Source organism: Arthrobacter sp. GCM10027362 (assembly GCF_042679445.1).
Classification (GTDB): domain Bacteria; phylum Actinomycetota; class Actinomycetes; order Actinomycetales; family Micrococcaceae; genus Crystallibacter.
Map to the genome: position 1 here is coordinate 1 of NZ_JBHTML010000429.1, position 699 is coordinate 699.

The 699-nt window shown below is 74.1% G+C and carries 1 protein-coding gene; it reads right to left on the reverse strand.

Annotated elements, in window-relative coordinates; all coding sequences use genetic code 11:
• A partial coding sequence (locus ACFQ36_RS23170; protein ID WP_377017971.1) for a flavodoxin domain-containing protein occupies nucleotides 1-513 on the reverse strand: 513 nt, incomplete at its 3' end.
• Nucleotides 514-699 lie beyond the last annotated feature (186 nt).

Here is a 699-nt window from a genome sequence, read left to right on the forward strand (position 1 = left end):
CCCGGCCGGCACCAGCTGCCCGGCAATGCCCTCCGCCCAGGCCCGGATCTGCGGCCAGTCCCGCAGGTCCCCGAGGCGTCCGCCGATCAGCCTGAACAGGAACCGTCCCGGCGCCGGCAGCCGGCCGGCCCCGTAGACCCCGGAGAAGATCCGATGCTCCCGCGGCCGCACCGGCCCGGCCAATGCCGCCTCGATGCGCTGCTGCTGCAGTTCGCGGGCCTTGCGGCGCATCGGCCCCGGCAGGGCATCCGGCATGCCGACGCTGAACATCCACACCGGCAGACCGGCCAGGGCCGGGGCATTGCGGCCGAAATAGTCCGCGGCCTCAGGCAGCCAGGCCTGGTTGTGGATGGCGCTGCCGAGCACCACCGCATCGTAGCCGGCAGCATCGGCTGCCTGGCCGGCCGGCAGCACCTCGACGCGCAGGCCGGAGCGCTCCAGCACCTCCGCTATCTGCCGGGCGATCTGCTGCGTTGATCCCTGGCTGCTGGCATAGGCGACGAGTATCCGCACGGCGTGCCTCCTGTGGCTTCCGGTCCCGGCCTGGATGAGGCCGCCGGCTTCAGCCTAGGGCCGTGGCAGCCGGCGGGAAAGTACCGTCAGCCCCGGCGCACGAGCTTGGCGGCACCGGCAGCGCCGAGCACCGCGCAGGCGAACCAGATGGCCCCGGCCGGTCCCAGCGGCGCGGCGAGCAGGCCG